Origin of the sequence: Sphingomonas sp. FUKUSWIS1, assembly GCF_000733135.1 — a bacterium.
Taxonomy (GTDB): domain Bacteria; phylum Pseudomonadota; class Alphaproteobacteria; order Sphingomonadales; family Sphingomonadaceae; genus Sphingomonas; species Sphingomonas aerolata.
Window position 1 is genome coordinate 1 of record NZ_JPJC01000252.1, and the last position, 5,230, is coordinate 5,230.

Consider the following 5,230-nt stretch of genomic DNA (forward strand, 5'->3'; position numbering starts at 1 on the left):
GGGATCGGCCGGATCGCCGAGCACGACATTGGTCAGCCTTTGCCCGCCAAGCGCCAGATCGGCGATCTCGTAGCGCGCAGGCACCTCGGCACGCGCGAGTTCGCGATCGATGAAGCCCGTAGCGATCTGCTTCCGGAGTACCCAGACTCCGATGAGCAGGGCGAGCAGGAGGAGCGCTACGACCAGCACGATTCGCTGAATCCGCGCGAGCCCGCCGCGACGGCGAGCCGGCGCGTGACGGCGAGGGTCGGGCCCTGTCTCGCTCGTCTCCGTCAACCGCTTACTCCGTCACGCTTTCCCGGCCTGCATAGGCGGTAGCGGGGGCGTCATGCAATTGCGGCTGGATGTGCTAGCATCCGGCCATGGCGGGGGCAGACGATATAGTCGACGAGCGCAAGGGACACCGGGCGCGGCTGCGCAAGCGGCTGTTCGAGGGCGGTGGCGAGGCGCTGCTCGATCACGAGCTGATCGAATATCTCCTCGCCGTCGCGATTCCCCGTGCCGACACCAAGGCGCTCGCCAAGGCCCTTATGCGCGAATTCGGGGGCATCGGCGGGGTTCTGACCGCCGATCCGGCGGCGCTCGCGCGGGTCGATGGCATGGGCGAGATTTCGACCGCCGCGGTCAAGATCGCGCACGCCGCCGCGCTTCGCCTGTTGCAGGCGCGCGTCGGCGAGCGGCCGGTGCTCGCCAACTGGCAGGCGCTGCTCGACTATCTGCGCGCGGACATGGCGCACCACGTCATCGAACGGTTCCGCGTGCTGCATCTCAACACGCGTAACATGCTGATCCGCGACGAGGTGATGAGCGAGGGTTCGATCGACCAGGCCGCGGTCTATGTCCGCGAGGTGATCCGCCGCGCGATCGATCTCGGCTCGGCCTCGATCATCCTCGTCCACAATCATCCCAGCGGCGACCCCTCCCCCAGTCGCGCGGACATCGAGATCACCCGCACGATCGCGGAGGCGGGCAAGCGGCTGGGAGTCGCCGTACACGACCACATCGTCATCGGCACTGCCGGCCATGTAAGCCTTCGCGCGCAAGGGCTGATTTAAGGAGCGCGTGACGCAAAAAGGCCGCCGGGGTCAGCCGGCGGCCTTGATGTCGCGAGGATCCTCCCGCGCGTTTGGTTCACCCGGCTTGGGTCAGGAACCTGGTCAGCTCGGTCTTGGTCAGCATCTTGTTTTTGTCGGCATCCGCCTGCGCGAATGCGCCGTCGACCCATTTGCGCGTCTCGGGCGCGGCCGCGACCGTGGTCGGGTCCGACTGCGTCTTTAAGGCGACCATCCAGGCGCCAAATTCGGACGTGCTCAGCAGATTGTCGCCATTCTTGTCATATCCCGGAAATTCCGCATCGACGACCTGCGCCACCTGCGCCCCCGTCACCGGCTGCTGCGCAGTCGCTCCCGCAGGATTGCCCTGCATCGTCGAAGATGACGGCGACTGCAGCGAAGATTCCGTCTGCGCCATGGGCTGCGCCGGTGAGTTGGGCGCCCCGCCGGGCATGGTCTGAGCCGATGTCGGCGTCGCAAGCGCAATCGCACCGATAAGTAGAGTAAATTTCAGCATGTCTTCTCTCCTGCTGCGACCTAGGTGGCGACTTTCCAATCGCGAAGGTCGTTCGTTCGGATAGTAGGCGACAACAATGCATGACTGCCGCGCAGGGTTCCGTTGGCCTCGCCCGATCGCCCCGGGGCTGGATTTGAACCTTGCCGTCCGGCCTGCTACCGCGCGAGCGATCGCCGCCGTGGGTCCCGCCGGGGCGCGCGTCGCGCCCCCTCTCCCCAGCCACAGGAAATCCCGATGGTCCCCCGCTATTCCCGCCCCGACATGGTCGCGATCTGGACGCCCGAAGCGCGCTTCAAGATCTGGTTCGAAATCGAGGCGCACGCCACCGACGCGCTCGCCGAACTCGGCGTCGTGCCGAAAGAGGCCGCGGCCGCGATCTGGGAAAAGGGCGCGTTCGAGGTCGACCGGATCGACGAGATCGAGCGCGAGACCAAGCATGACGTCATCGCTTTCCTGACCAACGTCGCCGAGCATGTCGGCCCCGAGGCGCGCTTCATGCACCAGGGCATGACCTCGTCTGACGTGCTCGACACCTGCCTCGCGGTCCAGCTCGCCAAGGCGAGCGACATCCTGATCGCCGACCTCGACGCGCTGCTGGTCGTGCTCGAACGCCGCGCGCGCGAGCACAAGATGACACCGACGATCGGCCGCAGCCACGGCATCCATGCCGAGCCCGTTACCTTCGGCCTCAAAATGGCGCAGGCGCATGCCGAGTTCGCGCGTAATCGCGCACGGCTGGTGGCGGCGCGCGCCGACGTCGCGACCTGTGCGATCTCGGGCGCGGTCGGCACGTTCGCCAACATCGACCCGTTCGTCGAGGACTATGTCGCGGGCAAGCTCGGGCTGTCGGTCGAGCCCGTCTCGACCCAGGTCATCCCGCGCGATCGCCATGCGATGTTCTTCGCGACACTCGGCGTGATCGCCAGCTCGATCGAGCGGCTCGCGACCGAGATCCGCCATCTCCAGCGCACCGAAGTGCTCGAGGCGGAGGAATATTTCTCGCCCGGCCAGAAGGGCTCCTCGGCGATGCCGCACAAGCGCAACCCGGTCCTGACCGAGAACCTGACCGGCCTCGCGCGCATGGTCCGCGGCTATGTCACCCCCGCGCTCGAGAATGTCGCGCTGTGGCATGAGCGCGACATCTCGCACTCGTCGGTCGAGCGGTACATCGGGCCCGACGCGACGATCACGCTCGACTTCGCGCTCGCGCGACTGACCGGGGTGATGGACAAGCTCGTCGTCTATCCGGCACGAATGGAGAAGAACCTCAACAAGATGGGCGGACTCGTCCATTCGCAGCGCGTCCTCCTCGCGCTGACCCAGGCCGGGGTGAGCCGCGAGGACGCCTATCGCCTCGTCCAGCGCAACGCGATGAAGGTGTGGGATTCGGACGGCGCACTTTCGCTGCTCGACCTGCTCAAGGCCGATCCCGAAGTGACGCTGAGCGATGCCGAGCTCGAGGACAAGTTCGACCTTGGCTATCACCTGAAGCACGTCGACACGATCTTCGCCCGGGTGTTCGGCGCGGCGTAACGGCACGGCATTAGCCCCCACCCGTCATCCTGACGAACGTCAGGACCCAGAGCCACGCAGGGTAGCGACTGGTACTCTGGGTCCTGACGTTCGTCAGGATGACGGTGGGTGGATGAGGGGATGCTGCGGACCACCTCCAAAATGCACGCAACGCAATTACGATTTCATGTTACAAAATTGCGACATCCCGCAACTATCGCCATATCACCGATGCCGGATATTACTCCGGCATCGGAGACCTACCCATGCGCATGTTCGAAACCGTGACCAGCTCGATGCTGGCGATCGCGGCTCAAGCGCTGGTGGTCGGGGTGGTCATTTCCACCCTCTGATCCATCGGCCCGCCCGCCCCTCCAAGGAGGGGCGCGGCTAGGGTCGCAGGCTCCCGCCTTCAGGCTGCTAGCGATACACCCCGTCGATTATCATCGTCGTTGGCACCACTAGGTGCGTCGGGTTTGCGCACGCGTATCGCACGGCGGTTTGCACCCACCGGCCGCCCACGTCGTAGAACCGCCGCCAGCCTAGCCGGCAAACCCCGGATCCGCAGGCTCGACACCCCGCCGATCAACCCAATCGCTACGTCCAGATACGCCGACACTTCGAACGATGTCAGCCAGATCGCGATGTCGGGCGCGCCCATCATGGTAACCCGGACCCTGTCGCCGTCATCGGCGAACATCATGACGCACGCTGCCGCAATCAGCACCAGACCGACCGCGACGTCGCCGCGCGTCAGCCGCGCCACCCGCCTGACCGGCGCCTCGACCAAAAGCATGCGGAGGAACCGAGACAGGGGGATCGTGGGCACCGCGAGCACCAGCAGCCAGCAAGCGAGAAACGTCACACCGATTGCCGCCACACTATCCCCCTGTCACGCGCGCCAAGCAGCGCGGCCTATTCCGCGGCGAAGACGCCCTTCAGCTTGGCGAAGAACCCTTGGCTGTCGGGGCATTCGTCGCCGGTCTCGGTCTCGCGGAACATTTCGAGCAGTTCCTTCTGCCGGTTCGACAGGCGGGTCGGGGTCTCGACGTCGATCTGCACGACCAGATCGCCATGACCGCGGCCCTGCAATACCGGCATGCCGGCACCGCGCTGACGCAGCTGCTTGCCCGACTGGATACCCGCCGGGATCTTCACTTCGTGCGTGCGCCCGTCGAGGCCGGGGATCGACAGCGATCCGCCGAGTGCCGCGACCGTGAAGCTGATCGGTGCGCGCGCGAACAGCGTCGTACCCTCGCGCTCGAACAGATTATGCTTGGTGACGTGGAGGAAGATATAGAGATCGCCCGCCGGTGCACCGCGCGCGCCGGCCTCGCCCTCGCCCGTCATCCGGATCCGCGTGCCTTCATCGACACCGGGCGGCACGTTGATGCTGAGCGTCTTGGTCTTCTCGACCCGGCCCTCGCCGCGGCAATCGGGGCATGGATCGGCGATCACCTGACCCGCGCCGTTGCAGACCGGGCAGGCGCGCTCAACCACAAAGAAGCCCTGCTGTGCGCGGACCTTGCCGTGACCGCCGCAATGCTGGCAGGTCTTGGCACGCGTACCGGCCTTAGCGCCCGACCCGTCGCACGTGTCGCACACGGCCGAGACGTCGACGGTGATCTCGGTCGCCTTGCCGTGGAACGCCTCTTCCAAGCTGACTTCCATGTCGTACCGCAAATCCGCGCCGCGACGTGCCGACGATCGGCCACCGCCGCCGCGCTGCGCGCCGCCCATGAATTCGCCGAAAACGCTCTCGAAAATGTCGCTGAAGCCGCCGAAATCCTGCGCGCCGCCGCCATGATCGCCGCCGCCGCCATTCTGGAACGCGGCATGGCCGAAGCGATCATAGGCCGCACGCTTCTGGGGATCCTTGAGGCAGTCATACGCCTCGCTGACCGCCTTGAACTGGGCCTCCGAATCCTTGCAACCGGCATTCTTGTCCGGGTGATATTTCATCGCGAGCTTGCGGTAGGACGACTTGATCGTCCCCGCATCCGCGGTCCGCTCGATTTCGAGCAGTTCGTAATAGTCTGTCTGGGTACTCATAACGGCCCTCTTAGCCCTCTCCCCTCCGGGGAGAGGGTTGGGTGAGGGGCCGTTCCGGACGACAGCGCGCGGAACTGCCCCTCACCCCGGCCCTCTC

6 protein-coding genes are annotated in these 5,230 nt (G+C 65.9%); 2 read left to right on the forward strand and 4 right to left on the reverse strand.

The window, feature by feature from the left end:
* A partial coding sequence (locus tag sphsw_RS15965; protein WP_042467545.1) for an intermembrane phospholipid transport protein YdbH family protein occupies positions 1–189 on the reverse strand: 189 nt, incomplete at its 3' end.
* A 173-nt stretch (positions 190–362) separates the two neighbouring features.
* Here sphsw_RS15965 and radC point away from each other — a divergent pair.
* The gene (radC, locus tag sphsw_RS15970) at positions 363–1,055 is read left to right on the forward strand and encodes a RadC family protein (protein ID WP_031441495.1); all 693 of its coding nucleotides are present in this window, start codon (positions 363–365) and stop codon (positions 1,053–1,055) included.
* Between the two features lie 76 nt (positions 1,056–1,131).
* On the opposite strand, the gene sphsw_RS15975 is transcribed toward radC, so the two are convergent.
* Positions 1,132–1,569 carry a hypothetical protein gene (locus sphsw_RS15975; RefSeq protein ID WP_031394654.1) on the reverse strand — a complete coding sequence of 146 codons (438 nt, stop codon included), beginning with the start codon at positions 1,567–1,569 and terminating at the stop codon, positions 1,132–1,134.
* 234 nt (positions 1,570–1,803) lie between these two features.
* On the opposite strand from sphsw_RS15975, the gene purB reads away from it, so the two are divergent.
* Positions 1,804–3,102 (forward strand): adenylosuccinate lyase, encoded by a 1,299-nt coding sequence (gene purB / locus sphsw_RS15980; RefSeq protein ID WP_031441496.1) that lies wholly within the window; start codon positions 1,804–1,806, stop codon positions 3,100–3,102.
* Between the two features lie 391 nt (positions 3,103–3,493).
* On the opposite strand, the gene sphsw_RS15985 is transcribed toward purB, so the two are convergent.
* Both sphsw_RS15985 and dnaJ read right to left on the reverse strand, forming a co-directional pair.
* The gene (locus sphsw_RS15985) at positions 3,494–3,961 is read right to left on the reverse strand and encodes a hypothetical protein (protein WP_031441497.1); all 468 of its coding nucleotides are present in this window, start codon (positions 3,959–3,961) and stop codon (positions 3,494–3,496) included.
* A 35-nt stretch (positions 3,962–3,996) separates the two neighbouring features.
* Positions 3,997–5,133, reverse strand: a complete 1,137-nt coding sequence (dnaJ, locus tag sphsw_RS15990) for a molecular chaperone DnaJ (RefSeq protein WP_031441498.1) — start codon at positions 5,131–5,133, stop codon at positions 3,997–3,999.
* Between the last annotated feature and the right edge of the window lie 97 nt (positions 5,134–5,230).

Excerpts from the sequence above, each read along its gene's own strand:
- sphsw_RS15975 (WP_031394654.1), bottom strand. The coding sequence starts at position 1,569 with ATGCTGAAATTTACTCTACTTATCGGTGCGATTGCGCTTGCGACGCCG.
- purB (WP_031441496.1), top strand. The coding sequence starts at position 1,804 with ATGGTCCCCCGCTATTCCCGCCCCGACATGGTCGCGATCTGGACGCCC.
- radC (WP_031441495.1), top strand. The coding sequence starts at position 363 with ATGGCGGGGGCAGACGATATAGTCGACGAGCGCAAGGGACACCGGGCG.
- dnaJ (WP_031441498.1), bottom strand. The coding sequence starts at position 5,133 with ATGAGTACCCAGACAGACTATTACGAACTGCTCGAAATCGAGCGGACC.